The sequence below is a fragment of the Sorangium sp. So ce295 genome (genome assembly GCF_051527405.1).
In the GTDB taxonomy this organism is placed as follows: Bacteria; Myxococcota_A; Polyangia; order Polyangiales; family Polyangiaceae; genus Sorangium; species Sorangium cellulosum_B.
In genome coordinates this window covers 12,939,388-12,964,175 of sequence record NZ_CP150324.1, presented here as the reverse complement: position 1 = coordinate 12,964,175, position 24,788 = coordinate 12,939,388, and the positions used below count along the sequence as shown (strand labels likewise).

The window sequence follows — 24,788 nt, the reverse complement described above, 5'->3', positions numbered from 1 at the left end:
TTTCAGGCCAGGGCGTCGAGCGTCACGACGACACGTGGCGACGTTCCGGGCGGCGACCGGTGCACCGCGCCGCGGTCCTGGTTGCCCGGCCACGCCTCTCCCTTGAGCAGCCCGACGTCGAACGGCTCCATCCGGCGGAGGCGCGCGCCGGCGCGCAGCACCCCCGAGACCTCGTCGGGGACGCCGTTGGCGCGATGTCCGAGCCGGTCCCGCCGGACGTCGGCGTGCTCTGCCCACTCCGTCCCAGGCCCGACATAGGTGGTCACCAGGCGGGCGGTCACCATGTCGGCGTGGAGACGAGGGCACATGGGCTTGTCGAGCCGCGCGAGCCGTAGGCCGACCCGCGGGCAGCCCGTGAGATCCGCGAAGAGCGATATCAGCCCGCGCACGTCCTCGAGGAACGCTTCACGGCCGGGCGAGGGGGGTGCTCCAGCAGCCAGCGCCGCGAGATCGGGCGCGGCCGGATCGACGCTGAGCGTCTCGGCGAGCGGCCGTGGCAGAAGCCATTCGCGCACGAAGCCGTCCATGTCGGGGTCGACGCCCCGCCGCAGCACGCAGACGCTCACCTCGGGCGCCGCGAGCTCGGCCAGGTCGACGAGCTCCGTCACGATGCGCGTCGAGCTGGCTGGCGCCGCGCGCGGCGATGCGAAATCCTCGTATTCCTCAGCGGTCGTTGTCGTCATCACGTCTTGTCTGGCCTTCCGTGTAGGCGCCGCGACATGAGCCACCCTGCCGCGACGAAGCATCGCGAACCAGGATGCCATGGGGCACGGCGTTGATGCAACCAAGTTGCATCAAAAGGCAACTCGATGTAGTGATGTCGCTGCCAGCAGGTCCAGCGGATGTGCTGGCAACCGGTGGATGGATCGCTCGACGTGAGCTACCGCTGCGGAGACAACGACCTGAACGACTCGCCTCCTGACTGGGAACACGTCATCTATGACGCGGATCGAGCCGGGGTCCGAAGAAGCCATTTCAGGCGGCAGGCCTCCAGACGGCAGCTACCCGCTCTACGGAACGCGCATCCTCGCAGCGCCCTCGCCGGCCTCCGGCCCCTCCGGAGGCGGCAGCGCGACCGTCTGCGCCTCGATCCGGGGGAGCTCGCGCCGCAAACGAGCGCGCTGGAAATCAGCGTCGAACGGACCCTTGAACCATAACACCAGCACGTAAATCCCTCCGAACGACTCGGCGAGGTACGAGTCCTCGGGAGGAGCGGCGGGGCGAGCCACGCGGAGCCGGCCGCCCCGCCGCAAGGGTGGACCCGACCGGGCGGCCATCTCCCGCTCGGCAAAGCGCGCGGCGAGCGGGAGCACCGTGGGCGCGACCGGCCAGGCACACCAGATGTTGTTCGATTCATCGATCACGGCCGCGGCGGCGGCGCCAGCGCGGGCGACCAGATCGCTCAAGGTGTCTCGCAGCGCCTTCCACTCGGGGATGTCGTCGCTGAGGGGCATGCATCCCAGTGTAGGCCCTTCGCGAGGACAGGCAGCCTCATCCTTCGGCGCTCCAGCCCGGCCAGGCCAGGCCAGGCGAGCGACGACCCCGCGGCGACGCGTCTGTCACACTCTCGCCCGCTGGGCCGATGGTCCACGCATGAGAGCCGCCGCTCCGACCGCCCTCGCCCTCCTCGCCCTCGCCTGCACCCCCTCCCCGCGCGACCCGGCCCCGGCGCCGCCGCCCAGCCCTCGTGCCGCAGCGGAGGCGCCGCCGCCGCCCATCTGCGCCCGGCGTGCGGCGGGCCCCGCGCCCGCGCCCCTCGACGCGACCCACGCCGGCTCCGGCGTCGCCCTCGCGGAGATCGGCGGGCGCACCCTCGCCTTCGTCGCCGACGAGGACGACGCCGCCCTCCACACCGTCGACATCGACGCCCGCGCCGCGCTCGCGCGCACGCCGCTCGCGGGCCGGCCCGCCCAGGTGATCGTGCTGGGCGACGGCCGCGTCGTGGCCTCGCTGCGCGACCGCGCCCTTCTCGAGGTGCTGGAGCCGGTGGGCCCTGCCGCCCCGCTCGAGCGAAGGTGCCTGGTGCCCGTGGCGAGCGAGCCCGTGGGCCTCGCGATGACGCCGGACCGCGCCACGCTGCTCGTCGCGAGCCGCTGGGGCCACGCGCTCACCAGCCTCGCGACCGCCGATCTCCGGCGCACCGGCGAGCTCCCGCTCGCGCGGGATCCCAGCGCGGTCGTCGCGTCGAGCGACGGCCGGCGCGCGTTCGTCTCCCACGCGGTCGGCGGCCGCATCAGCGTCGTGACGCTCGGCGAAGGCGGCGCGCCGACCGGCGCGCGGGAGCTGTCGACCGACGGGGTGGAGCGGCGCGCCCCGAGATCGACGTCGAAGCTCGCCAAGCCTTTCCCCCGCAGCTCGAGCGGGCCGTCGCGGAAAGTGTCCTTCGATCTGGAAGACGGCACGCCGTTCCAGATGCGCCGCCCGACGGTGAACGTGGATCGCCGCGGCTCCCAGGGCTTCGCGCTGGCGCGCGCGGCGAGCGGCGCGGTCTTCGCGCCCATCGCGCTCGTCGATCCGGGGCCCACCACGGGCGCCGGCGGTTATGGCAGCGCGCTCGTCCACACCGTGATCGAGCACATCGCGGTCGTCGACGCGATGGGCGAACGCGCGGACGTCCCGCCGGTCTCGGCCCACCTCGGGCTCCGCGGCTGCCGGCTCCCGCGGGCGGCGGCGATCGAGCCCGGGGACGAGGTGCTGCTCGTCGCGTGCCTCGGCCACGACGAGGTGATCGCCTACGACGCCCGCGCCCAGATCCCCGGCAAGCCGCAGCGGACCGGATCGGTGCGGGATCGCGAGCTCTTCCGCGCCCGCGTGGGCGCCGGGCCCACCGCCATCGCGGTCGACGGCGCGCGCCGGCGCGCCGTGGTCTTCTCCCGGTTCGACGGCGCGCTGACGATCCTGCCCGCCGCGCGCGACCCGGGGCCGACCGCGATCGGCGCCGCCGGCAAGGAGCTCGCGGGCGAGCTGCCGGTCATCGCCCTGCCCCGCGCGTCGCGCCTCGACGAGCAGCGCGCGGAGGGCCAGCGGCTGTTCCACGCGGCCGGCGGCCGTCGCGTCGCGTTCGACGGCCGCGCCTGCGCCAGCTGCCACCCCGACGGCCGCGACGACGCGCTCACCTGGTCGACGCCGGAGGGCCCGCGCCAGACGCCGATGCTCATGGGGCGGCTCGACGGCACCGCGCCGTACGGCTGGGAGGGCGGCAAGAAGGACCTGGAGAGCCACTTCGCCCGCACCATGTCCCGGCTCGCGGGCACCGGCCTGAGCGCGAAGGAGCGCGACGCCATCTTCGCGTACCTCCGCGGCATGGATCCGCCCGCCGAGGCGGCGGTCCTCACGGCCGAGGGGCGCGCCGCGCTCGCGGCGGCGCCGGCCGGCGCCGCAGAGCCGGCGGCCGGCGCCCGCGCCGCCCTCGCGGCGCGCGGCGAGGAGCTCTTCCACGCCCGCGAGGCGGGCTGCTCGAGCTGCCATGTCGGCGACGAGCTGACCACCGACGGCGCGCGGCACGACGTGCGGAGCGCGACGCGCTTCGAGACGGAGCGCTCCTTCGAGACGCCCTCGCTGCGCTTCGTCGGCCGCTCCGCGCCGTACTACCACGACGGCCGGTACCCGACGCTGCTCGCGCTGGTCGAGGGGGTGGACGGTTCCATGGGCCACACGGCCCACCTGTCGGCCGGGGAGCGGCGCGCCCTGGTCGCTTACCTGGAGTCGCTCTGAGGGAGGCGCGGCCGGCCTGAACCGCGTCGTCCCGGGCGGGGCGACGCTCGACGGCCACGCGCCCGATCTCCACGCCTCTCGCGGGAGCTCACGCGTGGCGGATCGGCTCCGCGAGCCAGCGAACCAGCGCCTCACCCTCGAGATCGAGCAAGGCATCCGTGACCTCCCCCGGGCCGTTCGCGCGGGCTCGCTCGAGGATCAAACGCGCTTCGTCAGCCGTCGGCCGTCGCCCGATCCGCCGCGCGAAGAGGCGGCCGAGCAGCTCTGCGATCGCCTCCTGTGCTCGTTCTTCGCCACGAAGCTCGCCTCGCAGCTCGCCTCGTCGCTCGGCCTCGATGATCATCTCTCCGATGATCGGTGTGCGCCGGAGCAGCCCCTCTTCCTTGTCCTCCACCATGTCGATGAGCTCCTTCCGCAGATTATGCCCCCAGGGATCGATGGCGGCCGTCACCAGGAGCGCCGTGTACAGCTCGGCCCGCTCCGCCGCGGCCTTTGCCCCCGCGTGGATCTCCGCGACGACCTCCCGCAGCGCCGCCGCGGTCGCGTCTCGCGCCAGCGGGGCGAACACCAGCCAGAGCACGCTGCCGCGCGCCCGGAGCTCCGCGACCGTGCGCTGGTAGACGGCGTCCACGCCGGGTGGCGGCGCCATGCCGGGCTGCGCTCAGAGGTCGAATCGAGCTGCGATCTCGCTTGCCGACGCCGGCGCCGCGAAATATCGAATGTCGGCAGATACCGATGCTCCTGGGACAACTCGACGGCACCGCGCCGTACCTCCCTGGAGTCGCTGTGATGGCCGCGCGACCGGCGCCCAGCGCGGGCCGCGCGGCCCCCCTCAGGCCGAGAACCCGCCGTCGATGGTGATCGTCGCTCCGGTGATGAAGCGCCCGCCTTCGCCGGCTAGATGAGCGACCGTGGAGGCGATGTCGTCGGTGTTGCCGTAGTGACCGAGCGCGAGCATGCTCCGCTGCCCATCCGCTCCGGCGCCGTTGGCCGGGTTCATGTCCGTGTCGATCGGGCCGGGCTGGATGAGGTTGGCGGTGATGCCGCGCGGCCCGAGATCGCGGGCGAGGCCCTTCGTGAGGCCGACCAGCGCGGTCTTGCTCATGGAGTACAGCGTGATTCCCGGCCCCGGCACCCGGTCGGCGAGGCAGCTGCCGATGCTGACGATGCGCCCGCCGGCGCCCATGTGCCGCGCCGCGGCCTGCGAGGCGAGGAAGACGCCCCGCACATGGATCCCCAGCGTCTTGTCCAGGTCCGCGAGCGTCACGGCCTCGAGCGGCGCCATGATGGCGACACCGGCGTTGTTGACGAGGATGTCCAGCCTGCCGAGCTCGGCCACCGTCCGCTCGACCGCGGCGACGATCGCAGCCGGATCCGCTGTGTCCGCCGCGATCGCCATCCCCCGCCGACCCGCCGCCTCGACGTCGGCGATCACCGACCGCCCCTTGTCCGCGGCGCTCACGTACGTCAGCGCCACATCCGCCCCGCCCCGCGCCAGCCGCTTGACGATCGCCGCGCCAATCCCGCGGCTGCCCCCGGTCACCAGCGCCACCTTGCCTGCAAACTCCGCCATCGCTACCTCTTTTCTGTACAGATCGATACAGAATATATACGTTGTCCCGTGACCGGTGGTCAATCGGTTTTTTTATCGATCGTCACAGAAACACAGAAAGGTCTCGCTGATGGTCGGACGAGGGCGCCCTCGCAGCTTCGATCGGGACGCCGCCTTGCGGCGGGCGATGGAGGTGTTCTGGGAGCGGGGCTACGAGGGCACCTCGCTCAGCGATCTCACGGCCGCGATGGGCATCAACTCGCCGAGCCTCTACGCCGCGTTCGGCTGCAAGGAGGCGCTGTTTCGCGAGGCTGTGGCGCTCTACAGCGAGGTCGAGGGCGCGGCGACGAACCGGGCCATGAGCGACGAGCCGACGGCGCGCGGGGCGGTCGAGGCGATGCTGCGCGGCAACGTGGAGGGGTACGCGACGCCGGGCAAGCCGAGCGGCTGCATGATCGTGCTCGCCGCGACGCTCGGCACGCCGGAGAACGAGCGCGTGCGCGCCTACCTCGCCGGGTGCCGGCGGGCGGCGCTCGACGCGCTCCGGCGCCGGCTGGATCGCGGCGTCGCCGAGGGCGACGTGCCGGCGGGCACCGACACGGCGGCGCTCGCCGCCTTCTACACCACCGTGCTCCAGGGCCTCTCCCTCCAGGCCCGCGACGGCGCCTCGCGCGAGGCGCTCCGGGCGATCGTCGACTGCGCGATGGCCGCCTGGGAGACGCTGGCGAGGCCGCGCGCCGCGGTCTGAGCGCGCGCGGTCTGAACGCGCGGCGATGCGCGCGGCGCGCGCGAGGCGAGCCCACCCTCTACGTGGCTTCGTTCATCGGCCGCATGACGATCTGCACGATGCGCGAGCGGTCCCGCGGCAGCGCGGCGAGCACAACGGCCTCGGCCACGTCGTCCGGCGTGGAGAAGCCCTGCATGCGGTCCGAGCCGGCGGTGCGCCCGTCGCCGAGGGCGAAGTGCGTCTCGACGCCGCCCGGACAGACGGCGCTCACCTTGATGTTCTCCTGCCAGAACTCGCGATCGAGCGCCTGGGTCAGGCCCATCTGCGCGAACTTGGAGGCGCAGTAGATGGCCTCGCTCGGATAGCCCTGCAGGCCGGCGACGCTGGCGACGTTGATGATGTGGCCGCCGCCCTGGCGGCGCATGTGGGGGATCACCTCGCGGCAGAACAGCCATGTCCCCTTCACGTTCGTCGCCATGATGCGGTCGTAGTCGTCCTCCGACCACTCGAGGAAGGGCCGGTATCCGCCGATGCCCGCGTTGTTGACGAGGATGTCGACCCGCCCGAGCTCGCGGACCGCCCGCTCCACGCACGCGGCGACGGACGCGGCGCGGGTGACGTCGGCCTCGATCATCAGCCCGCGGCCGCCCGCCTCGCGGATCTCCCCTTCGAGCGCCGCCAGATCGGCCGTGGTGCGCGCCACGCCGACCACGACGGCCCCCTCCCGGCTCAGCGCGAGCGCGCTGGCCTTCCCGATTCCCCTGCTCGCCCCGGTGATGAGCGCGATCTTGTCCTTCAGCCGCACGGTGTCCCCCTCTCTCTCCGCCGCGCGCAGAGGAGAGGAACGGAGCGCCGCTCCCCGCGCCGGCGGGAGGCACGCTATCACGGGCGCGGCTCGCCGGCGCGAAGCCGGTGCCCGGCCTCAGGCGGAGCGCCGGCCTTGAGCCAAGCCAAAGCGCGGTCGCCCTCGGCCCCCGGGTTGACCCACACGATCGTCCGCAGCGCACGGACACGCCGCGACGCGCCGGCGAACAGGCCTCGCGCCGTGTCGTCCAGGGAGAGGATCGTCCGATCTGCGGCCTGCGCCGCCTCGACCAGGTGGACGTCCTTCAGCATCGCCTCGCGGCCCGGCTCCGTCGCCGGGGCGGCCTCGATCTCCCTGCGCAGCGAGGGATCTGCAGGCACGTCCTCCAAGAGCAGCTTCTTGCGGGCGACCATGGAGACCCGCCACTGGCTCGCGAACACCGATTGGTGCTTGTTCCACTCGTCTCGGATGGCAGGGGGCATGACGGCCCGATGGCAGACGTCGAGCACCGTGGTCAGGGCATCGCGGCAGCGCTTGGACAGCGGGTACGTCGCGCCCTTTCCGCCCGCCGCGCGGGCCACCGAGGCATCGATGACGAGGCGCCGAGACGCCTTGGCGCGCATCAACGCCCGGCCAGCCGCGCTTCGGCGGCGTCCAGATACCGGCTCTGCGCGGCCAGCGCGACCTCGGCGAAGTCTTCGGGCCAGTCCCCGAACGCGCCCGCGTCGTCCAGCTCCGCGCTCCGGACCTCGGTTGCACCGTCCTCGGTCTGGGAGAACCAGTGGAGCGCCACACGATCGGGAGAGAGGGCTCCTTCGGCGACGAGCGACTGCACGCCGAGCAGCAAGAGAGAGCTGTGAGTCTCTGCGACGACGCGCACGCCGCGGTTCGCGGCGTCGGCCAGGATCTGCGCGAGCGCGACCTGCGCCCGCGGGTGCAAGTGAATCTCCGGCTCCTCGAGGTAGACGAGCTGGCCGGGGCGCGCGATGAGGAGCGCCACGACCACGGGCAGGCACTGCGACAGGCCGAAGCCCACGTCGGCAATGCTGACGAGATCACGCGCCCCCCCGCGACCCCCCCGGCGGAGGCGCCCGACGCGCAGCTCGACCTGCGTGTCGTCGATGCGGGAGGTCTCGACCTTCCACGTCAGCCCGAGCCTCTCCAGCGCCGCCCCGAGCTGTTTTTGTCGGATGTCCTTGGTGATCTGCCAGTGATGGATGATGCTGGCCACGTAAGGCTCGAATGTGCCGGGGAAGACGCCCCCCACAGCCGATGTCTTGTAGGTGCGCGTCGGATTGCCACGAAGCGCGGGTACGTGAATGATGCCTAGCAGCGCCGTGTCTATCCACCGCGCCGGGCCCATCACCGTTCCCGCCACACCAGCAAGAGGGCCTGTGCGCTTTCCCTCGGCTCGGACCGTCAGGAAGCAACGATCGCGAACAACGGAGATGCTTTGAAACAATGTGGCGGCCTGCTCGCCACCACCTCCGGGTAGGGAACCAAGAATCTCGTCGCGAGACGCTCCGGCCCGCACCGTGAAGGGCGGTTCGCCTGGTCGCGTCGAGGACATTTCCACGAGGTCGAAGCCCATTCCAGGCTGCCGCTTGAAACGCACCGTCACCTTGCCGCCCCCGGTCACCACCATCGTGATCGCGAAGCCTTCGCTCATGCGCTTCTTCCCGCTTCGCGAGAGCAACTGCTCTGCTGCGGTGAACCGCACATGCGGCCCGTCGAGCAGGAGCGCACCCGGATCGTAGGGTGCCTCGAGGGTCTGCTTGAGAAGGAGCGGCGCCTGCATCACGCTCGATTTACCGGAGCTGTTCGCGCCGGCGAGGAGCGTCAACGGGCGTATCGCGACCTCCGTCCGCTGCCGCAGCGACTTGTACCCCTCGACCGCGATAGCGCTGATGCCGGCGGCTGGCGGTGCCGGCTTCGACTGCGGGGAGGCCTTCTTCGTCCGCTCGTCCTTCGCCATCTTGCCGGGCGCACTGTCCCATACCGCGGCCCCGCGGTCCAGATGCACCGACCCGAGCGGACCGCACCTGCCCGACGGACCGCCGTCCAGTGGCGAGCATCGCGCACCGGATCGGCATCATGATGAACATGATCCCGATGCTCGCCGGGGAACGCCGCCTGGACGTTCATTACGGTATCTTCTATCTCGCGGCGGGGCTCTCCGCCGCGGCGGGCAACCTGATCATCGACCGGCTCTTCGACGGGAGCTCCAGGAGGGTCGGCGCGGCGCCCTGGCTCCTGCTCGTGGCGGTCGGCCTGGCCTCGGCGTCGGCCGTCGCGGCGCTCGCGCTCCGCGGCGCGCTGCCGGGGAGCGCGGCCGCTCTGAAGGGGTGATATATAGCCCGCCATGACCACGCCCGCGCTCCCATCGAAGCTGCCGTCGACCGGCGTCAGCATCTTCACGGTGATGACGCGGCTCGCGAACGAGCACGGCGCCATCAACCTGTCGCAGGGCTTCCCGGATTTCGACTGCGCGCCGGAGCTGGTGGAGGCCGTCGCCCGCCACATGCGCGCCGGCCACAACCAGTATGCCCCCATGCCGGGCGTGCTGGCCCTGCGCGAGGCGCTCGCGATGAAGATCGAGCGGCTCTATGGCCGCCGCTACGATCCGGCGACCGAGATCACGATCACCTCGGGCGCCACCGAGGGCATCTTCAGCACGATCACGGCGTTCGTCCGCCCCGGGGACGAGGTCATCCTGTTCCAGCCCTGCTATGACTCGTACGCGCCGGCCGTGCTGCTGAACGGCGGAACGCCCGTGTTCGTCACGCTCCGCTTTCCGGACTACCGCGTCGACTGGGACGAGGTGCGGCGCGCGATCACCCCGCGCACGCGGCTCCTGCTCATCAACTCACCGCACAACCCGACCGGAACGATGCTGTCGGCCGACGACATGCGCGAGCTCGGGCGGGTGCTGGAAGGGACCGACGCCCTCGTCGTCGGTGACGAGGTGTACGAGCACATCCTCTTCGACGGCCGCCGGCACGAGAGCCTCGCGCGGTATCCAGAGCTGGCCGATCGCTCGGTGGTCATCAGCTCGTTCGGGAAGACGTACCACACGACCGGCTGGAAGGTGGGCTATTGCGCGGCGCCGCAGGCGCTCTCGGCCGAGATCCAGCGGGTGCACCAGTTCGTGACGTTCGCGGTGAACGGCGCCATCCAGCACGCGTATGCCGAGGTCGTGGCGCGCGATCCGCTCGCCGCCGATCTCGCCCCCTTCTACCAGGCAAAGCGCGACCGGTTCCTGAAGCTCATCGAGGGCTCGCGGCTGCGCCCCCTGCCGTGCGAGGGCACGTATTTCCAGCTCGTTGACTATTCCGAGATCACGACGGAGCGAGACGCCGACTTCGCGCTGCGCCTCATCCGCGAGCACGGCGTCGCCTCGATCCCGATCTCCCCGTTCCTCTCCGGCGTGGAGCCCGGGCCCGTCCTGCGGTTCTGCTTCGCCAAGCGGGACGAGACGCTCGAGCGCGCGGCGGAGCGGCTGCGCCGGGTCTGAGGGCCCGCCGCGGCGGGCCCGCGTGGCGCCTACGCGCGTCAGCCGAGCAGCTGCCGGATCCGATCGAGCAGATCCGGAAAGCCGATCCCCTTCGAGAGCACCGCGTCCGGCGGGGGCGCGTCGCCGAGGGCGTCGTCGCCGCTGCCGCTGATCAGCACCGCCTTCGCGCGCGGCAGGCGCGCCCGCAGCACCGCCACGAGATCGGTGCCGTGGCCGTCGCCGAGGTTCTGGTCGAGCAGCGCGAGGTCGTACCGCGCGCCCTCCGCCGCGATCTTCCGCCCGGCCTCGGCGAACGAGCCGGCTTCCTCCACCTGGAAGCCCTCGTCCTCCAGGAGCGTCGCGAGCACGAACCGGGACGACGCGTCGTCGTCGACGAGGAGCACGGTCACGCTCACGCCGCCCTCCTCCGCCCGCGCGGCCGGCGCGGTCGCGGCCAGGCAGGTCGCAGCGCACGCCGCCGCCCGGCGCCATGTCTCGCGGCCCTCAGCACGTCCCCGGGTCGCTCCTGGCGCGCGCGATCGTGTGCATCAGCTCGCGCACCTCGAACGGTTTGTGGAGGCAGGCATACCCGCCCTGGCTCGTGAACGCGTGGATCATCTCCGGCGTCGCGTGGCCGGTCATCGCGATCACCGTGATCCCGCGGCTCAGCTGCCGGATCTGCTCGTGCGTCCTCACGCCGTCCAGGGACGGCATCCGGAGGTCGAGCACGCAGACGTCGACCGCCGCGTCCCGCGCGCGCTGGATGGCCGTGTGCCCGTCGTACGCGGCCTCCGCGCGCAGCCCGGCCGCCTTGAGCCCCGCCACGATCGACTCCGCGACCGCGGGGAGATCGTCCACGACGAGCACGCCGCGCGACGAGAGGGCCCGCGCGATGATCCGCATGAGGTGCTCCATCGAGAAGGGCTTGTAGATGACCGCGTAGACGCCCTCGCCGATGCCCTGCTCGATGAGCTGCTCGCGCGCGAAGCCCGTCATCAGCACCACCGTGAGCTCCGGCTGGAGCCGCTTGATCTCCCGGAACGTCGCGACGCCGTCGAGGCCGGGCATCCTCACGTCGCTCAGCACGAGCGCGAAGCGCCGCCGCCTCACGAGCTCGAGCGCGTGCGCCCCGTCCCGCGCCTCGACGACCTCGTACCCCTCGAGCTCGAGGTTCGCGGCGAGCGTGGCGCGCATCCCCTCCTCGTCGTCCACCACGAGCACCGGTCCGGTCCCTTGCATCGACGGCCGTCTCCCTCCGCTGTCACGCGGGCTGCACAGAGGAGTGTACCTCCGGTGCGGCGGCGCGCGGTAACCGGATGGTGAACGTCGTCCCCGCCCCGGGCGCGCTCTCCACCGCGATCGTGCCGCCGTGCAGGCGGACGATCCCCGCGGTGATGGCGAGCCCGAGGCCCGTCCCCTTCAGCTTCGTGCTGAAGAGCGGCTCGAAGATCTTCGCGAGGTGCTCCTCCTCGATCCCCTCCCCGTTGTCGGCCACAACGAGGCTCACGGCCTGGTCGCACACACGTCCAACCACGCGCACCCACCCCTCGCGTTCGGCCGGGATCGCCTCGGCCGCGTTCTGGATCAGGTTCACGAGCACCTGCCGGAACTGGTCCTTGTCGAGGCTCGGCACCGGCAGCGCCGCCGGCACGAGGTTCTCCAGGCGCACGTGCGCGGGCGGCGTGACGACCGACATGGCGTCGTCCACGAGGGGCGCGAGCGGGCAGGCGGTGCGGCGGAGCCTGCGCTCACGCGCGAAGTCCAGCAGATCGCCGATGATCCGGTTGCACGAGAGCAGCTCCTTCTCCATCAGAGCGAGGAGCTGGGCGACGCGCGGCTCCGCGCCGACCTCGGTCCCGGCGAGGCGCTTCTTGAGGTAGTGCGTCGCGTTCCGGATGGCGCCGAGCGGGTTGCGGAGCTCGTGCCCGACGCTCGCCGCGAGCTGCCCTATCGCCGCGAGCCGCTCGACGCGCACGCTCGACGCCTGGGCCTCGCGCAGGCTCTCGGCCATGTGGCGGAGCGCCGCGCCCATGCGCCCGAACTCGTGCTTTCCCAGGTCGGGCAGCGGGTAATCGAGGTCGCCTCCGGCGATGCGCCGCGAGCACTCCGCGAGCGCGCCGAACCCGCGCGCCATCGAGCGCAGGAGCCCGCCGAGCAGGACGACGAGGAGCACGAGCGCCGCCGTCATCAGGGCGATGCTCGCGATCCTGATCCTGGCGCCTGCGCGGCCCGCCTCCTCCGTGTTCCGCGCGACGTCGCGCCGCGCGTCGGCGATGGCCGCGTCGATCTGGGGCACGAACCCCTCCTCGTACTCGACCTCGGGGCGCTCCACGAACCTCCGGTAGGCCGCCGGATCCCCGGCGCTCGCCATGCGGGACACGTGGTCGACGCCCCCGGCGATCGCCGCGAAGCTCGCGCGCATCCGGCGCAGGCGCTCGTCGCCCTCCTGCGCCTCGCGCAGCGCCTCGGAGGCGCGCTCGCCCTCGATCAGCGCCCGCTCGAGCGGCGCCCACGCCCGCTCCAGCGGCTCCCGCGCCCGCTCCAGCGGCTCCCGCGCCCGCTCGATCGCCTCCGCCGCGGACAGGTCCCGCGCGACGAGCCCGGCCAGGTGGTGGAGCTCCTCGGTGTCGCCGCCGCCGAGGGAGATCTCCGCGGCTTCCCGCATGTAGCGGCCGGCGTGGTTGGCGAGCGTGACATGGCGGGTGAGATCCTCGTACGACAGCTCGGCGCGCCGCTGGAGCCGCGTCATGCTGGCGGACGTGACGTGGAGCGCGCCGGTCGCGAGCAGCACGACGGCCGCGGCGACGGCGAAGATCAGCGAGAGGGCGGCCCGGATGCTCATCGCGGCGCCTCGGCCGCGCGCGCCGTCACAGCCGCTCCTCCACGAGCGCGCCCGCGCCGGGCGGCTCGGGCGCCAGAGCGAGGGGCAGCTCGATGCAGGCCAGCGTGCCCGAGGGCGCGCCGCGGCCGAGGGTGAGCGTCCCGAAATAGCGGCGCGCCACGCGCCCGGCGATGTTGAGCCCGAGGCCGAGGCGGCCCGGCTTGGTGGTGTAGAACGGGCGCGTGATCGCCTCCCGCTCCTGCTCGGGCACGCCCGTCCCCGCGTCGCCGACCTCGATGCGGTAGCGCGCGCCGGCCACGCTCCCGCGCAGCGTGACCACCCCGCCCCCGGGCATCGACTCCGCCGCGTTCTCGACGAGGCACCGGACCGCCAGGGCGAGCTCGGCCGGATCGAGCTCGACGACGCCCTCCGCCGCGTCGACGTCGACGCGGATCCCCGGCTCGGCGATGCGCGCGCAGGCCGCCGCCGTGAGGACGCACTCGCGGGCGCTCGCGCTCACCGGCCGCCGCCTGAGGCTCGGGTTCGCGTCGACGGCGCCGTCGACGAGCGCGCTCGCCGCGATCGCCTCCTCGTCGATGACGTCGAGGAACTGCTCCACCCGCGGGTCGTCCCGAAAGGCCTGCTCCCGGGCAACCTTGCGCCGGATGAAGAACGCCGCATTGCGGATCGTCCCGAAGCAATTGCGCAGATCGTGGCGCAGCGTGGCCACGATCTCCTCGGCCGTCGCGGTCTGCTCCACCGCGCCGAGCGGATCTCGGCTCGTCATCGTGGGGGATGGCCTCCTCGGGTGCCGCGTTCGCCGCCGCGGTCGATCACTTGAGGGTCCGGGCCGGGAGCCCAGCGTCTCCGACCCGCACCGTGTCCAGGTAGCTCGACGCCGCGCGGGAGGACGGGGGCGGGTACGAGCTCACCCGCTCTCGCTGCGAGGACACCGGCGCGTCCTGGACCTCCCGCGGCCTGAGCGACGGCGTGGCCCTCCTCGTCTTCGAGGCGGGCGCGGCGGCCTCGCGCGCCGAGGAGGCGCCCGCGCCGGCGTCCGCGGACCGCCGCGCGCGGGCGAGGCGCGCGAGCTCCAGGACGATCCGGGTGACCCGGGCGGGCTCGAACGGCTTGAGGATGACGTAGTGGCGGCCCGCCTCGCCGGAGCGGATGTACTCCTCGTCGCCGGTGATCAGCAGGCAGCTCGTGTAGAACGGCAGGCCGGCGACCCGCTTGAGGAGCTCGTCTCCGTTCATCCCGGGCATCTTGTAGTCGGAGCAGACCACGTGGAACTGGCCTGTCTGCAGCAGCTCGAGCGCCCGGTGGGCGGACGTGCAGGTCTCGACATCGACGTCGTCGTCGAGGATGGCCGCGATGCTGTCCAGCATCCTCCGCTCGTCGTCGACGACGAGCACGCGCAGCCTCTCCTGGGCATACAGGCTCACGATTCTCCTCTTGTGTGCTCGTGCAGTGATCGGGAAGCAGCCCGGGCGAGCGGCGGCAGGACGCCTCGCGTCATGTCGCGCGCGCTCGGCCCGCGCGCTCCAGGCTGTGCGGTGGCGCCGCACGACACCCATGCTCTCGTGTCGATGCGTTCCAGCCCGGAGCAGCGGCGCAGCAGATTAGGAATCTACACTACTCACCGTACCCCGGCAAAGAGATTCCTGAACGATTCCTGAGCGGTTCTCCCGCTCGCCGTCGCGGAGCGTCATCGCGCTTCATCAGCCGTCTTCGCGCGTCTTCGCGCGTCTTCGCGCGTCTTCGTGCTTCCAGGTCACCGTGTTGAAACATTCGATTCACACGAACGATAAGCGCGTCGGCAGTCCGCCGCGCGAGGCGCGCGTGGATTGCACATCTGCAAGGGGCGGGGAGATCTCGACGCGAAAAGGCGCCATGAGCTGCGACTCTGTGCGAGAGGCATCTATTACAGAGTTGCAATCAGCGCAGGTGTGCGCTCGGCGCCGCCCGCCCGCGGGCGGGCGCGCGGCGCGCGGCCTTCCCGGAGGAGCCGGGCCGCCTCCCGTCTCCTCATCATCTGCATCGGCACCGGCGGAGACGGACGCGCGCCGCGTGGCGCCGAGGACGGCTGCGCCCCTCGGCCGTCCTCAGCGCCGCGCGGCGCCCGACGACCGTGGAGTGACCGCCGCGATCCCGTCTGGTAAGATGTGCGTGTCCATGCCACCGGCCATCGACAAGCGCGCTTTGCTAGCGGCCCTGAAGGACCAGCTCGCCCGTGAGCTCGAGCGCTCCACCGAGCGGGCGCGCGACGCCGCGAGCGCCGTGACGCACGAGGAGAACCGCGCCGAGGGCGACAAGGACATGCGCGCCACCGAGGCGTCCTACGTGGCGCGAGGTCACAGCGAGCGCGTGCTCCAGATCGAGCAGGCGCTCGCCAGGCTGGGCGCCGTCACGGTGCGCGACTTCGGCCCTGGCGCGGGCATCGAGAGCTCGGCGCTGGTGGAGCTGGAGAGCGGAAAGCGGCGCGCGCTCTACTTCCTCCTGCCGGCCGCGGGCGGCGAGCGCATCCAGTTCCAGGGGGTCGAGCTGCAGACCCTCGCCACGACGAGCCCCCTCGGCGCGTCCCTGCTGGGCCTGTCGGAGGGCGACGAGGCCGAGGTCGCCACACCGCAGGGGACGCGCACCCACCTGATCGCCAGCGTGCGGTAAGGCCGGGCCCGATCCAGCCCGCGTTCGCCTCTCCCGGCTCCTTGCGGAGCTTGCCGGACGACCGGGCCTCCAGAAAAAGTAGCTCGTCCTCGTAGGGCCCCCCTCCCCGCCCGCGTCACAGGGATGAACGACCCGCTCGGCACGACGCGGGCGACGCAGGAGAAGAGTCCATGACGCAGTCTCGTTGGTGGAGGCTTGGTGGGATATTGCCGCTCGTCGGCGCGCTCGTCGGCGCGGCCGGTTGCACGGCGGAGACGGGGCAGGGCAACACGTCCCCGAGCGACGAGGCCGCCGAGGCGGCGCTCGCCAAGGGCCCGCCCGGGGCGGGCGGTCCCCGAGGGGGCTTCGGCGGCCATCGCGGCGGGCCGCGCGGCCCCGAGCACCTCCTGCGCGCGGCGCTCCACGAGCTCGACCTCTCCGACGCGCAGGAAGCGACGATCGAGGGCGCCCTCGAGGGGCTGCGCGACGGCGCGAAGGAGCGCCCGAAGGACGGGGCCGTCTTCGCGGCGCTCGCCGAGGGCGTGCGCGCCGGCAAGATCGATCGGGCGGCGATCGAGGCGAAGCTCCCCGACGCCGGCCGCGCGGCGGAGGAGCGCCGCGCGCGCGTCGCCGGGGCGCTGAGCACCCTGCACGCCACGCTCACGAAGGAGCAGCGCCGGCAGCTCATCGATGTGATCGCCGCGAAGATGGACGAGCGAGCAGAGCGCGGCCCGCGCGGCGGCGAGCAGGGCGGCGAGCACCACCGCGGCCCGCGCGGCGACCGCGGCGGCATGGGCGGCCCCGGCATGCGCGGCGACCACGGCGGCATGGGCGGCCCCGGCATGCGCGGCGGTCCGCTGGGCCACCTCCTCGCCGGCCTCGACCTGCGCGACGAGCAGCGCGCGCAGATCGACAAGGCCCTCGAGGCCGCGCGCCCGGGCGACGCCGACCGGGTCGGGCGGAAGGAAGATCACGCGGCGAGGCGCGCCGAGATGCGCGCGCGGCTCGAGACGTTCGCCGCGGATCGCTTCGACGCGAACGCGTTCCTGCCGCAGCCGCCGGCGGGCGAGAAGATGGGCCCGCGGGCGCACCTGGACCGCATGGTCGGCGCGCTGGCCGCGATCGTCCCGATCCTCGACGAGGCGCAGCGCAACGCCCTCGCCGAGCGCATCGAGAAGGGGCCGGCCGCGGGCAGGCACGGCCGCGAGCACGGCCACGGGCCTGGCAGGCACGGCCGCGAGCACGGCCCCGGGCCCGGCATGCGCGGCCCCGGGCCCGGCGGACCCGGCGGCGAGCACGGCCCCGGGCCCGGCATGCGCGGCCCCGAGCGCCGCTGAGCGCCCGTCCCTGTAGCGCGCGCGGTGCCATGGGCGCAGAATCGCGGGGGAACGTGATCGTCGACCTCAGGCTCGTCGCAGCGCGCGTCGCCAGGGGCGATGATGCGGCCTTCCGGCAGATCGTCGAGCACACGCGCGCGCCGATGTACCGCCTGGCCGCGCGCCTGGTCGGCGACCTCGCCGAGGCCGAGGACGCCCTGCAGGAGGCGTTCGTCGACGCCTACCGCGCCCTGCGCGAGGGGCGCTACGACGGGAGATCGAAGGTGGAGACCTGGCTGTACCGCATCGTGACGAACGCCTGCCTCGACGCCCTCCGGCGCCGCCGCGACACCCCGCGCGAGGCGCGCGAGGCGTCGACCGAGCCGCGCTTCGACGGCCTCGTCTCCGCCGAGGCGCGCGTCGCGCTGCGCGAGCTCGACGCGCTGCTCGCCGCGCTCCCGCCCCAGGAGCGCGCCGCGCTCGTCCTCGTCGCCGTCGAGGGCCTGCCCGCGAAGGAGGCCGCGGCGGCGCTCGGCTGCTCCGAGGGCGCCGTCGAGCAACGCCTGGTGCGCGCCCGCGCCGCGCTCCGCGCCCGGCAGATCGAGGAGGAGGCGCCGCATGTCTGACCGCGACGACGACCGGACCGGACCCGATCGGGACCTCGCGCGCCTCGCGGCCGCGACCGCTCGCATCGACGCCGACGACCGCTTCACGGCGGCCGTGCTGCGCGCTGCGACGGCCAGCACGGCCAGCACGGCCAGCACGGCCAGCGCGGCCAGCGATCCGCTCGCGCGCATCGCGGCCGCGACCGACGGCCTCGAGCCGGACGCCGGCTTCACCGACGCCATGGTCCGCGCCGCGACGGCCGCTCCTCGGCTCCTGCCCCTGCCCGCGCGGCCCGCGATCGCCGACGGCATCGTCCGCTCGGGTCGCCCTGCCCTCGTCGTCACCGCCCTCGCGGCGGCCGCGAGCATCCTCTTCTTCCTGCAGGCGCAGCGCGACGTCGACAGCGCGATCATGGCCTCCGTGGAGGCCCTCGAGGCGAGCGAATGACAGAGCGCCCCGCGTCCCCGCCCCCCCTCGCCCGCTGGAAGCCGCTGGCCGTGCTCGCCGCGGTCTTCCTCTTCGGCGGCGTCGCCGGCGCGGCCATCGGCCGCGTCACGGCGCTGCGCGACCTCGAGGCCACCTTCCGGGGCCCTCCGACCGAGGCGCGCGCGCAGTTCCGCCTCAAGGCGATGCGCCGCCACCTCGACCTCACCGACCGCCAGGTGCGCGAGCTCAAGGCGACGCTCGCCGAGGCCGAGGCCGAGCGGGACAGGCTCCTCTCCGAGTGCCGCCCCGCGCTCGACGCCCTCCGCGATCGCACCGACGCGCGCGTGAAGGGCGTGCTCACGCCCGAGCAGCTCACCCGCTACGAGGAGCTCGAGGCCGAGCGGCGGCGGCGCCCGGGCCCGCCGCCGTTCGGGCCGGGGCCTGGCCGCGGGCGCGGGCCGGGCGGTCGGGGCGACTGAGCGCCTGTCCTGGCAGCGCCGGCGAGGGCGCGCTGCCCCGCTACGCGAGCTCCTCTTCTTGCAGCGCGCAGTTGATCCCGAACGCCGCGGCGGCTCCCTCCGCGGCGGCCACGATGGCGAGCAGCACCTCCTTCGAGGCGTCCCCGGCGACGAAGACCCCATCGCGGGTCGTCTCCTCGTGCTCGGCGACCGTCTCGACGCCCCGCTCCTCCGTGACCGTGCAGCGGAGCCGCCCGGCCAGATCCGCCCCCTGCTCCTGCTTCGCCTTGAGGAAGAGCGAGCGGCGCTCCACCGCGCTGCCGTCCTCGAGCACCACGCGCTCCAGCATCCCGTCCCTGCCCTCGAGCCGGGCGACGCGCTCCTCGCGCACGCCGATCCGGTGGCGCGCGAGCCGATCGGCGTCCGATCGCGACAGGGACGCTGGGCCGTCCGTGAACAGGACGACGTCATCGCTCCACGTCTTCATGTTCACGGCGAGCGAGACCCCGGTGCTGCCCTGTCCGTAGACGCCGATCGCCTGATCGCGCGCCTCCCATCCATCGCAGTAGGGGCAGTGGTGCACGCTCTTGCCGTACATCGCGGGGAGCCCCGGGAGCTCCGGCAGCCGATCGACGAGCCCGGTGGCGAGCAGCAGCTTGCGGCAGCGCAGGCGCTCGCCGCCTTCCAGCGTCACCTCGAAGCGCCTCGCTCCGCGGCGGACGTCGGTGACGGCGGCCTCGCGGATCTCGACGCCGTACGGCGCCAGCTGCTCGCGCGCTATCCGCCGGAGCTCGGACGGCGCGATCCCGTCGCGCGACAGGAAGCCGTGCATCTCGCGCGCCGCGTGGTTGCGGTACCGCCCCGAGTCGCACACGAGGACGCGCCTCCGGCAGCGCCCCAGGATGAGCGCCGCGCTGAGGCCGGCCGGCCCTCCGCCGACGATGATCGCGTCGTATCCCGGGGTGTCCTCTTCGCGTGTCGACATGGTCGGCGCCCGCCTCGCAACGGGCGGGCCCGCCGCCGGCGCGCACGGCGTGTCCGCGTCCTCGCCCGAGGTGGGCTCACAGGCGCCGCTCGCGGTCGTTCGCTCGAACCGCTATGGTCACCGCATGCGCTCCTGCATGAGGCTGCCTGCCGTGCTGCTCCTGGCGGTGACGCTGACGAGCGCCTGCGCCAGAGGGGACCATTCCGGATCGGCCCCGCCCGCGCAGATCGCGGCGCTGGATCAGCGAGCGCCGGGGCCCTCACCCGCGTCGGCGCCGCTCGCCGGGCGGGCGATGCGGATCACCGTCGAGACCGCGATCCTCGTCGACGCCTTCGAGCCCGCGATGCAGCGGCTGCGGACCGCGGTCGAGGAGCACGGCGGCTACGTGAGCGAGGCCCGGGTGCACGGCGGCCCGCACCGGAGCGCGTCGCTCGAGGCGCGGGTCCCCTCGGCGAAGGTCGGCGCGTTCCGCGCCGTGGCGGCGTCGGTCGGCGAGGTGGTCGACGACGCGGAGAAGGCCGAGGACGTGACCGAGCAGCGCGCGGACATCGGCGCGCGGCTGCGGAACGCCCGCGCCCAGGAGAAGCGGCTGCTCGACCTGCTCTCCGACAGGACGGGGAGCCTCGCGGACGTTGTCGCCGTCGAGAAGCAGCTCGGGAGCGTGCGTGAGACGATCGAGCAGATCGAGGCGCAGGAGCGGTTGCTGGAGGGGCAGATCGCCTATGCGACCGTGAAGATGTCGATCACGGCGCGCGGCGAGGAGCAGACCTTGGGCGCCGGCGGCAAGATCGCCCGCGCGGCCAGCGAGGGAATCGAGAACGCGGGGGTCGTCGCCGTGAAAACCGCGGTCCTCGCCGCCTCGATCGGCCCCACGTTGCTGCTCCTGGCGGCGCTCTTCGGGGCGCTCACCTACGCCCTTCGCGCGATCCTCCGGCGGCAGCGGCGCACGACAGCCAGCTTCCGTCCACCCTTCCAGGCGGGCCCGATGCACGCTTACCCGACCGGCGCGGCGCCGGTGCAGGGTGCGCAGCCTTCCCCGATCACCGCGCCGCCGGCGCAGGGCACGCAGCCTTCCCCGGAACCGACCTCGCCGCCTCCGGCGCAGGGCCCGCGCGGCGACGGCGAGATCGACCCCGGGTGAGCCTGCTGGCTGACCCGAGCAGATCGATCACCGCCCGCTCGGCCCCCGCGCACGAGACCCCCTGACAGCGCCTGCCGGGGCGCTCGGCGGCGCGCTCGTCAGCGGCGTGCCTCGCGCCATGGCCCCGGCCCCGCGCACGCTCCTGTCGCCACACTGCACATCGCAACGACACACAGGCCGCTCGCTGCCCTTCTGTCGAGCCTTCATGCAATGTGAGATTTCGATCATCCACCGCTCCTTACTGGGTCTCAGACGGCGCGCGACACGCGACCTCGCGCTCGCCCGGCACGCCGTGGACAGAGCACCGCTGACTCCAACGACTCCAGAATTCTACACAAATCGCCAGTTGAGTACTGGACATGATGGCTAGTCATCGGTACACCCCATGTGACCTTCGACGAGGGCACGAAGGGACGAACCCGGGGGGGGGGAACGACGATGTACCGGATCAGCATCGCTGTTTTCGCAGCGCTTTTGGTCGCGTCTTTGGTCGGCTGCGTCGCAGTTCAGGAAGAGGAGGAGGACTCCGTAGGAGTTGCCCTTAGCGCGCTCGAGTTCATCAACGCCCTCAACCCCAACGCCCTCAACCCCAACGCCCTCAACCCCAACGCCCTCAACCCCAACGCCCTCAACCCCAACGCCCTCAACCCCAACGCATTGAGCCCGGCGGCCCTGAGCGCGATCCAGGATCCGGGCGCGGCCGGCGATCTCTCGCGCCAGCTCCTCAGCTATGTGGTCGGCTGTGCGTTCCTCCCCTCGCAGTCGTTCAGCTTCTCGTGGACCGACGGCTCGGGCACGGTGCGCAACGAGCAGTACTGGGGGATCATCGGCCTCGTGCCGGACTGGAGCACCAAGCCGCTCGGCCTGATGGACCAGCAGTGGATCTCGGCGTGCCTCGCGTCGCGGACGAACTGGTACGGCGTCTCCGTGACGATCTCCTCGCGGGGCACTCCCTCGGCCATCGACAAGACCGGTACCCTCGAGCTCACGACCTACACGCATCTGGAAGGCGCCTTCTGGGGCAATCTGTTTGCCCCCTCTCCTTACCTGAACGCCTGCTACGACGAGGCGAATCGCGGCCATGCACGGTCGCTGATGCGGGATTGCGCCGCCGGTCACCTCACCAGCGGCGGGGCCGTCCAGCAATGCGGGATGCTCAGCATCCGCGGGTCGTGCGCCGCCTACTGCCAGCAGCTCAACACGAACGGCATGTACTACCCGAGCTGCGTCAACAACCTCACCGGCATCCCGGAGTCGACCACCCGTGTGATCACCGTCTTTCTTCCCTAGCCACCGGCGGCGAGCCCGAGCCGCGGGACCTATCCCCTGGTCGACAGGACGCTCTCCGGGAACAGGAGCCACGCAAACACGAAGCGGCGTCCGTCCGGATCGAACGTGTCTTTCGCCGTGTCGATAGCGCCTCCGAGATGCTCCGATGTACGAGGCGACGAGCACGAAGGGCAGGTTCCGGTCGGTGGTGCGCGGGGCTGCGATGAGGGCGAGTCGGTCGTGCGTGGGAGTACCGCTGTCGACGCGCCAGCCCGCGAGAACGAGCCATCCCCGGCCGATTCAGTACTTCACGGGGCCGGCCTGATGGTGCACCATTTCAGCGCAGCAGGTATCCCGGACGGCCGCGGGCGGAGAGCGGTGCGCAGGGCTCAGAGGGCTGAGCGCGCTCTCCTCGGCGGCGAGCGGCCGCGCGTGAGATCGCACATCAGGCAGGGCTCAGGGGGGACGATGGAGATCGACCGGCAGAGCGACGAGCGAATCAAGGCAGAGAACGCGCGGCTCCGGGCTCGCGTGGAGGAGCTGGAGCGAAGGCTCGGCTCGGGCGCGGCGCCGCGCGACGCGCAGCGCGAGCTCGCGGACAGCGTGCCTTACCGCGCGCTCTTCGATGCGGTGACCGTACCGCTGGTGGTCCACCGCGCGGACGGGCTCCTCGTCGCGATCAACCGGGCCGACTGCGCGCGGTGGCGCATCAGGCCCGAGCAGATCATCGGCAAGTACAACGCGCTGGAGGATCCGCAGGCGGTGAAGACGGGCCACGCCGAGGCCTTCCGCCGAGCGCTCGCCGGGGAGGTGGTCACGCTGCCCCCGGTCCCCTACGACACCGAGCCGGGCGAGCTTTACAAGGAGAGGCGCCGGCTCTGGACCGAGCCGAGCTACGTTGCATTCGAGGACGCGAGCGGGAACCGCTTCGTGGCGGTGGTGACCATCGACGTCACCGCGCGCGTGGAGTCCGAGGCGCAGAGGCGCCGGGGCGCCGCGCTGCTGGAGGCCTTCATCCAGAACGCGCCGATGCTCATGTTCGCGCGGGACAGCGAGGGCCGCCACACGCTGCTGAACCCGCCGGTCGAGGCGCTCCTCGGCAAGCCCCGCGAGGAGCTGATGGGGAAGACGCAACACGACCTGTTCCCCGCGGAGATCGCCGACCGGTTCACGACGCAGGACCGGGCGGCGATGGCGTCGTCCGAGCCCATCACCTCCGAGGACGAGATGGATCTGGCCGACGGGACGCACGTGTACATGAGCACCAGGTTCGCGCTCCGCGACGAGGAGGGCAGGGTCTCCGGATGCGGGGCGATCGCGGTGGACATCACCGAGCGGGTGCGGGCCGAGGCGAGGACCCGGCAGCTGCAGGAGAAGATGCTGCGCGTGCAGCAGGAGACGATACGGGCGATCTCAACGCCGCTGTTGCCCATCGCGGACGGGGTGCTGGTGGCGCCCCTGGTCGGCGAGCTGACCCGCGAGCGGGGCGCGCAGTTCACCGAGACGCTGCTGGACGGGATCTCCCGCCAGCGCGCGCGGATCACCCTCCTCGACGTGACGGGGGTGCCGCAGGCGGGGCCGGAGGTGGCGGACGCGCTGATCCGGGCGGCGCGGAGCGCGCGGCTGCTCGGGGCCGAGGTGGTGCTCACCGGGATCCGGCCGAGCGTGGCGCAGGCGCTCGTGCAGCTGGGGGCCGATCTGGGGGGGATCGTGACGCGGGGGACGCTGGAGCGCGGCGTGACCTATGCGCTCTCCGGACGCGAGGGCGCGCGGGCGCCGGCGCGAACCCGGAACGGGCGCGGCGCGCACTAGGTCACATCCCGGGGCCGTCGTCGCTCTTCGCCAGCGTCGCGGCGTTGGTCTCCACCTGCTCGCGGGTCAATGGCTTGCCGTACAGCGCGGCATACTGGATCGAGCCGCGGAGAGAGCGCCCGGCCTTCCGCGAGTTTCCGAGCACGAGATACCACGTCGGCTCCGCCCACGTGAAGACGAAGTCGGCGGGCGGCCGATCCGGGATCGCGTTCGTTTGCGCGTCGCCGTTCACGTAGAGATCGACGACGCCCTCGGCGGCGTTCAGCACGAGGTGCAGGACGCACGGCCGCTCCAGCTCCTCGAGGGGAATGAACCACTGCCCCACGAGCAGCGTCTGGGAGCTGGCGTAGATGTGGAACAGCAGCTCTCGGTTGCCCATCCCGTCGGGGTCGCCCGCGCTCAGCGAGTACTTCCCGAACTCTCCGGTATCGGTCCCGAGGTACAGGATGCGAGCCGGCACGCCCTCGACCGCCGCGGCCGTCACGCTCACCACGGTCTCGAGCGTGAGCGCCGCCTTCGAGACGAGGAGCTTGCTCGGGGGCGTGGCGGTCGAAGAAAACACGGCCTCCACGCGCGCGTTGCCGCCGAGGTTGTTCCAGCGGATGCCCCTGCGCCCCGCCTCGCCTTCCAGGTTGAGCCTCTCTCCGTCCGACACCACGTCGAGCGAGAGCCCCGGCGCTGGTCCCGAGTCGACGAGCTTGCCATCCGTGCCGTACGCGTCGAGGAAGTACCGCGCGAGCAAGCCATCATCGACAAGGCAAGTCGAGATATGGCTCCCCGGCCCATCGCAGCCCTCCGGGGGCGCCCCGCCGCAGCCGCCACCCCCTTCACAAGGCTCCACGGTCCCGCCGGCGCTGCCGCTCGTTCCGCCTGCGCCGCCCGTGCCGGGCACGACATCCTCGTAGCTGTAAAAGACGCAGCTCCCCCCGGTGAGCGCGACCAGCGGGACGATCGTCGAGAGCGCCCGGCCCATCCACGTCCAAGATACGATGCGCACCATCGGGACGATCCCTCTCT

26 protein-coding genes are annotated in these 24,788 nt (G+C 72.7%); 12 read left to right on the top strand and 14 right to left on the bottom strand.

Annotated elements, in window-relative coordinates; translation table 11 throughout:
* Positions 1-2 precede the first annotated feature (2 nt).
* Entirely contained in the window at positions 3-683 is a 681-nt protein-coding gene (locus WMF11_RS48915; protein ID WP_437975647.1) for a DUF1826 domain-containing protein, read from the bottom strand.
* Positions 684-1,010: 327 nt separating this feature from the next.
* A complete protein-coding gene (locus tag WMF11_RS48910) occupies positions 1,011-1,454 on the bottom strand; it encodes a hypothetical protein (RefSeq protein ID WP_437905880.1) in 444 nt (147 codons plus the stop codon).
* Positions 1,455-1,593: 139 nt separating this feature from the next.
* Here WMF11_RS48910 and WMF11_RS48905 point away from each other — a divergent pair, with 139 nt between their 5' ends.
* The gene (locus WMF11_RS48905) at positions 1,594-3,714 is read left to right on the top strand and encodes a cytochrome C peroxidase (RefSeq protein ID WP_437975646.1); all 2,121 of its coding nucleotides are present in this window, start codon (positions 1,594-1,596) and stop codon (positions 3,712-3,714) included.
* An 88-nt stretch (positions 3,715-3,802) separates the two neighbouring features.
* On the opposite strand, the gene WMF11_RS48900 is transcribed toward WMF11_RS48905, so the two are convergent.
* Together WMF11_RS48900 and WMF11_RS48895 are read right to left on the bottom strand one after the other, a co-directional pair.
* Positions 3,803-4,363: a hypothetical protein gene (locus WMF11_RS48900; protein WP_437975645.1), complete on the bottom strand. Its 561-nt coding sequence runs from the start codon at positions 4,361-4,363 to the stop codon at positions 3,803-3,805.
* A 183-nt stretch (positions 4,364-4,546) separates the two neighbouring features.
* Complete coding sequence (locus WMF11_RS48895) at positions 4,547-5,287, bottom strand: 3-oxoacyl-ACP reductase family protein (protein WP_437911103.1); 741 nt, start codon at positions 5,285-5,287, stop codon at positions 4,547-4,549.
* A 109-nt stretch (positions 5,288-5,396) separates the two neighbouring features.
* Between WMF11_RS48895 and WMF11_RS48890 the strand changes: the two genes are divergently transcribed.
* Positions 5,397-6,014: a TetR/AcrR family transcriptional regulator gene (locus WMF11_RS48890; protein WP_437905877.1), complete on the top strand. Its 618-nt coding sequence runs from the start codon at positions 5,397-5,399 to the stop codon at positions 6,012-6,014.
* A gap of 58 nt (positions 6,015-6,072) precedes the next feature.
* Here the strand turns inward: WMF11_RS48890 and WMF11_RS48885 are convergent, their stop codons facing one another.
* The 3 genes from WMF11_RS48885 to WMF11_RS48875 form a co-directional block, all read right to left on the bottom strand.
* Positions 6,073-6,798: an SDR family oxidoreductase gene (locus tag WMF11_RS48885; protein WP_437975644.1), complete on the bottom strand. Its 726-nt coding sequence runs from the start codon at positions 6,796-6,798 to the stop codon at positions 6,073-6,075.
* 77 nt (positions 6,799-6,875) lie between these two features.
* Positions 6,876-7,421 carry a hypothetical protein gene (locus tag WMF11_RS48880; protein ID WP_437975643.1) on the bottom strand — a complete coding sequence of 182 codons (546 nt, stop codon included), beginning with the start codon at positions 7,419-7,421 and terminating at the stop codon, positions 6,876-6,878.
* Positions 7,421-8,773, bottom strand: coding sequence for an AAA family ATPase (locus tag WMF11_RS48875; RefSeq protein WP_437905874.1), 1,353 nt, complete (start codon positions 8,771-8,773; stop codon positions 7,421-7,423). The genes WMF11_RS48880 and WMF11_RS48875 overlap by 1 nt, the downstream gene beginning before the upstream one ends.
* 119 nt (positions 8,774-8,892) lie before the next feature.
* Between WMF11_RS48875 and WMF11_RS48870 the strand changes: the two genes are divergently transcribed.
* Positions 8,893-9,147 carry a hypothetical protein gene (locus tag WMF11_RS48870; protein WP_437905872.1) on the top strand — a complete coding sequence of 85 codons (255 nt, stop codon included), beginning with the start codon at positions 8,893-8,895 and terminating at the stop codon, positions 9,145-9,147.
* A gap of 13 nt (positions 9,148-9,160) precedes the next feature.
* Positions 9,161-10,312: a methionine aminotransferase gene (locus WMF11_RS48865; protein ID WP_437975642.1), complete on the top strand. Its 1,152-nt coding sequence runs from the start codon at positions 9,161-9,163 to the stop codon at positions 10,310-10,312.
* Positions 10,313-10,350: 38 nt separating this feature from the next.
* Here the strand turns inward: WMF11_RS48865 and WMF11_RS48860 are convergent, their stop codons facing one another.
* The 5 genes from WMF11_RS48860 to WMF11_RS48840 form a co-directional block, all read right to left on the bottom strand.
* On the bottom strand, positions 10,351-10,707 hold the full coding sequence (locus tag WMF11_RS48860) for a response regulator (RefSeq protein ID WP_437905870.1): 357 nt from the start codon (positions 10,705-10,707) through the stop codon (positions 10,351-10,353).
* Between the two features lie 88 nt (positions 10,708-10,795).
* A complete protein-coding gene (locus tag WMF11_RS48855) occupies positions 10,796-11,530 on the bottom strand; it encodes a response regulator (protein ID WP_437905869.1) in 735 nt (244 codons plus the stop codon).
* A 22-nt stretch (positions 11,531-11,552) separates the two neighbouring features.
* Positions 11,553-13,133, bottom strand: a complete 1,581-nt coding sequence (locus tag WMF11_RS48850; protein WP_437905868.1) for a sensor histidine kinase — start codon at positions 13,131-13,133, stop codon at positions 11,553-11,555.
* A gap of 25 nt (positions 13,134-13,158) precedes the next feature.
* Entirely contained in the window at positions 13,159-13,899 is a 741-nt protein-coding gene (locus WMF11_RS48845) for a sensor histidine kinase (RefSeq protein ID WP_437905867.1), read from the bottom strand.
* A gap of 46 nt (positions 13,900-13,945) precedes the next feature.
* Complete coding sequence (locus WMF11_RS48840) at positions 13,946-14,557, bottom strand: response regulator transcription factor (protein WP_437905866.1); 612 nt, start codon at positions 14,555-14,557, stop codon at positions 13,946-13,948.
* A gap of 718 nt (positions 14,558-15,275) precedes the next feature.
* Between WMF11_RS48840 and WMF11_RS48835 the strand changes: the two genes are divergently transcribed.
* From WMF11_RS48835 to WMF11_RS48815, 5 genes are all read left to right on the top strand, one after another.
* Positions 15,276-15,779 (top strand): GreA/GreB family elongation factor, encoded by a 504-nt coding sequence (locus WMF11_RS48835; RefSeq protein ID WP_437555635.1) that lies wholly within the window; start codon positions 15,276-15,278, stop codon positions 15,777-15,779.
* A gap of 170 nt (positions 15,780-15,949) precedes the next feature.
* Complete coding sequence (locus tag WMF11_RS48830) at positions 15,950-17,095, top strand: Spy/CpxP family protein refolding chaperone (RefSeq protein WP_437975641.1); 1,146 nt, start codon at positions 15,950-15,952, stop codon at positions 17,093-17,095.
* Positions 17,096-17,124: 29 nt separating this feature from the next.
* Entirely contained in the window at positions 17,125-17,700 is a 576-nt protein-coding gene (locus WMF11_RS48825; protein WP_437547641.1) for an RNA polymerase sigma factor, read from the top strand.
* Positions 17,693-18,127 (top strand): hypothetical protein, encoded by a 435-nt coding sequence (locus WMF11_RS48820; RefSeq protein WP_437975640.1) that lies wholly within the window; start codon positions 17,693-17,695, stop codon positions 18,125-18,127. Before WMF11_RS48825 ends, WMF11_RS48820 begins: the two co-directional genes overlap by 8 nt.
* Positions 18,124-18,585 (top strand): hypothetical protein, encoded by a 462-nt coding sequence (locus WMF11_RS48815; protein WP_437905863.1) that lies wholly within the window; start codon positions 18,124-18,126, stop codon positions 18,583-18,585. Before WMF11_RS48820 ends, WMF11_RS48815 begins: the two co-directional genes overlap by 4 nt.
* 40 nt (positions 18,586-18,625) lie before the next feature.
* Here the strand turns inward: WMF11_RS48815 and WMF11_RS48810 are convergent, their stop codons facing one another.
* Complete coding sequence (locus tag WMF11_RS48810; protein ID WP_437905861.1) at positions 18,626-19,549, bottom strand: NAD(P)/FAD-dependent oxidoreductase; 924 nt, start codon at positions 19,547-19,549, stop codon at positions 18,626-18,628.
* Positions 19,550-19,673: 124 nt separating this feature from the next.
* Between WMF11_RS48810 and WMF11_RS48805 the strand changes: the two genes are divergently transcribed.
* The 3 genes from WMF11_RS48805 to WMF11_RS48795 all read left to right on the top strand — a co-directional run bounded on the left by WMF11_RS48805 (position 19,674) and on the right by WMF11_RS48795 (position 23,771).
* Positions 19,674-20,690, top strand: coding sequence for a DUF4349 domain-containing protein (locus tag WMF11_RS48805; protein WP_437975639.1), 1,017 nt, complete (start codon positions 19,674-19,676; stop codon positions 20,688-20,690).
* Between the two features lie 438 nt (positions 20,691-21,128).
* On the top strand, positions 21,129-21,980 hold the full coding sequence (locus WMF11_RS48800) for a hypothetical protein (protein ID WP_437905859.1): 852 nt from the start codon (positions 21,129-21,131) through the stop codon (positions 21,978-21,980).
* Between the two features lie 411 nt (positions 21,981-22,391).
* Entirely contained in the window at positions 22,392-23,771 is a 1,380-nt protein-coding gene (locus tag WMF11_RS48795) for a PAS domain-containing protein (RefSeq protein WP_437975638.1), read from the top strand.
* A 1-nt stretch (position 23,772) separates the two neighbouring features.
* Here WMF11_RS48795 and WMF11_RS48790 read toward each other — a convergent pair whose 3' ends face one another.
* Positions 23,773-24,771: a hypothetical protein gene (locus tag WMF11_RS48790; RefSeq protein ID WP_437975637.1), complete on the bottom strand. Its 999-nt coding sequence runs from the start codon at positions 24,769-24,771 to the stop codon at positions 23,773-23,775.
* Positions 24,772-24,788 lie beyond the last annotated feature (17 nt).

Bases quoted from the DNA above. Each gene is read 5' to 3' on its own strand.
- WMF11_RS48915 (WP_437975647.1), bottom strand. From the start codon at position 683: ATGACGACAACGACCGCTGAGGAATACGAGGATTTCGCATCGCCGCGC.
- WMF11_RS48910 (WP_437905880.1), bottom strand. From the start codon at position 1,454: ATGCCCCTCAGCGACGACATCCCCGAGTGGAAGGCGCTGCGAGACACC.
- WMF11_RS48905 (WP_437975646.1), top strand. From the start codon at position 1,594: ATGAGAGCCGCCGCTCCGACCGCCCTCGCCCTCCTCGCCCTCGCCTGC.
- WMF11_RS48900 (WP_437975645.1), bottom strand. From the start codon at position 4,363: ATGGCGCCGCCACCCGGCGTGGACGCCGTCTACCAGCGCACGGTCGCG.
- WMF11_RS48895 (WP_437911103.1), bottom strand. From the start codon at position 5,287: ATGGCGGAGTTTGCAGGCAAGGTGGCGCTGGTGACCGGGGGCAGCCGC.
- WMF11_RS48890 (WP_437905877.1), top strand. From the start codon at position 5,397: ATGGTCGGACGAGGGCGCCCTCGCAGCTTCGATCGGGACGCCGCCTTG.
- WMF11_RS48880 (WP_437975643.1), bottom strand. From the start codon at position 7,421: ATGCGCGCCAAGGCGTCTCGGCGCCTCGTCATCGATGCCTCGGTGGCC.
- WMF11_RS48875 (WP_437905874.1), bottom strand. From the start codon at position 8,773: ATGGCGAAGGACGAGCGGACGAAGAAGGCCTCCCCGCAGTCGAAGCCG.
- WMF11_RS48870 (WP_437905872.1), top strand. From the start codon at position 8,893: ATGATGAACATGATCCCGATGCTCGCCGGGGAACGCCGCCTGGACGTT.
- WMF11_RS48865 (WP_437975642.1), top strand. From the start codon at position 9,161: ATGACCACGCCCGCGCTCCCATCGAAGCTGCCGTCGACCGGCGTCAGC.
- WMF11_RS48855 (WP_437905869.1), bottom strand. From the start codon at position 11,530: ATGCAAGGGACCGGACCGGTGCTCGTGGTGGACGACGAGGAGGGGATG.
- WMF11_RS48850 (WP_437905868.1), bottom strand. From the start codon at position 13,133: ATGAGCATCCGGGCCGCCCTCTCGCTGATCTTCGCCGTCGCCGCGGCC.
- WMF11_RS48845 (WP_437905867.1), bottom strand. From the start codon at position 13,899: ATGACGAGCCGAGATCCGCTCGGCGCGGTGGAGCAGACCGCGACGGCC.
- WMF11_RS48835 (WP_437555635.1), top strand. From the start codon at position 15,276: ATGTGCGTGTCCATGCCACCGGCCATCGACAAGCGCGCTTTGCTAGCG.
- WMF11_RS48830 (WP_437975641.1), top strand. From the start codon at position 15,950: ATGACGCAGTCTCGTTGGTGGAGGCTTGGTGGGATATTGCCGCTCGTC.
- WMF11_RS48825 (WP_437547641.1), top strand. From the start codon at position 17,125: ATGGGCGCAGAATCGCGGGGGAACGTGATCGTCGACCTCAGGCTCGTC.
- WMF11_RS48820 (WP_437975640.1), top strand. From the start codon at position 17,693: ATGTCTGACCGCGACGACGACCGGACCGGACCCGATCGGGACCTCGCG.
- WMF11_RS48815 (WP_437905863.1), top strand. From the start codon at position 18,124: ATGACAGAGCGCCCCGCGTCCCCGCCCCCCCTCGCCCGCTGGAAGCCG.
- WMF11_RS48810 (WP_437905861.1), bottom strand. From the start codon at position 19,549: ATGTCGACACGCGAAGAGGACACCCCGGGATACGACGCGATCATCGTC.
- WMF11_RS48805 (WP_437975639.1), top strand. From the start codon at position 19,674: ATGCGCTCCTGCATGAGGCTGCCTGCCGTGCTGCTCCTGGCGGTGACG.
- WMF11_RS48800 (WP_437905859.1), top strand. From the start codon at position 21,129: ATGTACCGGATCAGCATCGCTGTTTTCGCAGCGCTTTTGGTCGCGTCT.
- WMF11_RS48790 (WP_437975637.1), bottom strand. From the start codon at position 24,771: ATGGTGCGCATCGTATCTTGGACGTGGATGGGCCGGGCGCTCTCGACG.